The 210-nt window shown below is 39.5% G+C and carries 1 pseudogene; it reads right to left on the reverse strand.

Annotated elements, in window-relative coordinates:
* Nucleotides 1-210: pseudogene (locus V6252_RS13670) on the reverse strand (F0F1 ATP synthase subunit beta); the annotation flags it as partial.

Here is a 210-nt window from a genome sequence, read left to right on the forward strand (position 1 = left end):
TAGTTCATCGTATTCACCAGCTATGATTTCTTTAAAGCTAGCAATGGTATCGCGTAGTGGTACGTATTTACCATGTGCACCAGTGAAGACTTCAGCTACGTGGAATTGCTGAGACAAGAAGCGCTGAATCTTACGAGCAAGATAAACTACCAGTTTATCTTCTTCTGATAACTCATCCATACCCAATATAGCGATTATGTCTTTAAGATC

The organism is Psychrobacter proteolyticus, from assembly GCF_038155145.1.
GTDB lineage: Bacteria > Pseudomonadota > Gammaproteobacteria > Pseudomonadales > Moraxellaceae > Psychrobacter > Psychrobacter proteolyticus_B.